The sequence below is a fragment of the Sulfurovum sp. bin170 genome (assembly GCF_010892395.1).
In the GTDB taxonomy this organism is placed as follows: Bacteria; Campylobacterota; Campylobacteria; order Campylobacterales; family Sulfurovaceae; genus UBA1140.
Genome location: NZ_JAACKB010000353.1, coordinates 1 through 2,943, shown reverse-complemented (window position 1 = coordinate 2,943; position 2,943 = coordinate 1). Strand labels below are relative to the sequence as shown.

General features: G+C 33.2%; 3 protein-coding genes. All 3 read left to right on the top strand.

The annotated features are described in order from the left end of the window. On the top strand, positions 1-296 hold a 296-nt coding region (locus GSY74_RS08420), incomplete at its 5' end, for a response regulator (RefSeq protein ID WP_164664662.1). A 238-nt stretch (positions 297-534) separates the two neighbouring features. Beyond that, positions 535-2,067, top strand: a complete 1,533-nt coding sequence (gene istA, locus GSY74_RS08415) for an IS21 family transposase (protein WP_255494586.1) — start codon at positions 535-537, stop codon at positions 2,065-2,067. An 11-nt stretch (positions 2,068-2,078) separates the two neighbouring features. Beyond that, on the top strand, positions 2,079-2,819 hold the full coding sequence (gene istB, locus GSY74_RS08410; RefSeq protein WP_164664660.1) for an IS21-like element helper ATPase IstB: 741 nt from the start codon (positions 2,079-2,081) through the stop codon (positions 2,817-2,819). Positions 2,820-2,943: the final 124 nt, after the last annotated feature.

Here is a 2,943-nt window from a genome sequence, read left to right as displayed (position 1 = left end):
TCTTCTCTTCACAAAAACCAGATATTATTATTACCGACATTCAAATGCCTAAAATGGATGGATTAGAATTTATTACAAAAGTTAGAGAATCCAATAGCAATATTCCAATAATTGTACTTAGTGCTCATTCGGAAAAAGAAAAGTTATTTAAATCAATCAAATTAGGTGTAGTAGATTATCTCACAAAACCGATTGATAGAAAAGAGTTTAAGAGTTCTATAGATAATGCGATTGATAAGATTTTATCTTATAATAATAATCTTAATTATGAGGGTAATATACTCTATTTACCATAGGTATACACATCTCGCTGGGATGTGTATAGTATTTTAATAATGAATGCTCCAGCCGACCCCTCTCGGACACCTAGCCGATTTTCATTCGGACACTCAGCCGGAAGTGATTCGGACAGCTAGCCGATTTACATTCGGACAATTAGCCTAAATCATCGGCTGGAAATATAAGTAGAAAATTCTCTAAAATTTACTATGCTATTTTGTTGAAAAACAAGGAGCAGAAATGGAGAAAATTTCTATGAGAAAAATCAAGGATATATTGAAGTTAAGATTTAAAACTGAGATATCATATAGGCAAATTAGTAGAGCTGTAAATATACCAAGCTCAACCGTATCAGATTATTGTAAAAGGTTTGAAATAACCAAGTATGCAATAGATGATTTTTTAGAGATAGATGAGGATAAAATCTATCAGTTACTCTTTCCTGAAAAAGTAAAAAAAGAGACTACTGACACCATCCAACGACCACTACCAAACTTTGAGTATATTCACAAAAATATATCTAAAAAAGGTATGACATTCGAGCTACTATGGATAGAGTACAAAGAGGAAAATCCTAATGGATATTCATTGAGCCAGTTTAAAGAGTTGTATTATAAATTCAAGAAAAAAGTAAATCCCACAATGAGACAGACTTATATACCTGGTCATCAGATGTTTGTAGATTATAGTGGTTTAACTGTAGCTTATGTTGATGCAAAGAGTGGCGAAATATATAAAGCCCAAATATTTGTAACTGTACTTGGAGGTAGTGGGTGTGTATTTGTCCATGCTACACCATCTCAAAAACAAGAGTACTTCATAAAATCACACATATTAGCCTATGAGTTCTACGAAGGTGTTCCAAAGATAAATGTACCAGACAATCTAAAGAGTGCAATTATATCAAATAATAAGAATGGTATCGTTGTAAATGAGAGCTATGCAGAGATGTGTCGTTACTATAACTGTGCCGTAGAACCTGCAAGACCAAAAAAACCGCAAGACAAGGGAATAGTTGAACAAGCAGTTCAAGGTATTCAACGCTGGATTTTAGCAGTGTTTAGAGATAGAACATTTTTTAGCGTTGATGAGATTAACCAAGCAATAGCACCTCTGCTAGACAAATACAATTCTAAAGTATCTAAACATCTTGGAGCAAGTAGATACGAACTCTTTGAAGAGGAGAAAAAACAGCTACAAGCACTTCCAGCAAATAGGTTTATATATAAAGAGATAAAACTTGCAACCGTAGATATTTCATATCATGTCAAACTATTAGATTGCTACTACTCTGTACCATTTAAACATTTAGGAGAAAAAGTAGAGATTAAATATTCAACTGCACTCGTAGAGATATATTATAAAGGCAAATTAGTAGCTACTCATCCAAGAATACATAGAGCTAATTCCAAATCAACACTCAAAGAGCATCAACCAAAAAACCACCAGTTCCAAAACGAGAAGATGAATCCAGGAAGACTTCTTAACTGGGCAGTTTCTATAGGTGAGAATACAAGGCTGTTCGTGCAAAAAAGATTAGAGAGTTCAGACTATCCAGCAAATGTTTATCAAAACATTATTGCAGTGCTAGGTAAGGCAAAGATATATGGAAAAACTGATTTAGATTTAGCACTTGCATATGCTAATTCTATCAATGCGACAAGAGTTAAATCTATAGAGTCAATCTTAGATAAAAAACTATATTTGCAAGTCTCAAACAATGCAGATACGACACTTACAGTGCTTAATGATCATGAAAATATTCGTGGTAAAGATTACTATAAATAAAAGGCAAAAAGATGAATCAAGATACACTTATAAATAAGATAAATGACTTAGGCTACGATGGTCTAAAAGAGGCATATCTAAGACAGATAGAAGACACAAACTATAATCAACTGAGCTTTGAGGAGAGGCTATACAATCTACTTGATGCACAAGATATCTTTTTACAGAATAAGAGAATATCTCGTAATCTAAAGATATCAAAAATCAAGGACAAACAAGCAGCAGTTGAAGAGATAGTTTATAACTCCAATAGAAATATTAATAGACAGGCTATGCAATCTCTGATAACAATGGACTTTATTCGTAACCACCAAAATATTATCATAACTGGTAAAACTGGTACTGGTAAATCCTTTATTGCACAAGCTCTTGCTAACCGTGCAATTTTAGATGGGTTTAGGGTTTATTATATTCGGATACCTACACTACTTGAGGAGATTAAAATATCAAGAGCAGATGGCACCTATACTAATCTCATTAGAAAGTACTCAAGGTTTCAACTTTTAGTTCTTGATGACTTTGGAGTGGCACAAATATCAGCAGATGACGCTACTAATCTATTTGAAATTATTGAGGATAGAACAGAGATAAACTCAACAATTATCACATCACAATTACCTGTCTCAGATTGGTATGATTATTTAAATAATGGTACTGTTGCTGATGCAATTTTAGATAGGGTTACTCACTCATCTCACCGGATAAAAATAGATGGAGAATCCATGAGAAAATTGATGTCAAATATAGACTAAAATCAGAATCATTCGGACACTTGTGTTATAATTTCATACTTAGAGATTTTTTACTTATAGTGTCCGAGTGAAAATAGGCTGGCTGTCCGAGAGGATAAGCTGGGGCAATTCATCTATAAACTTT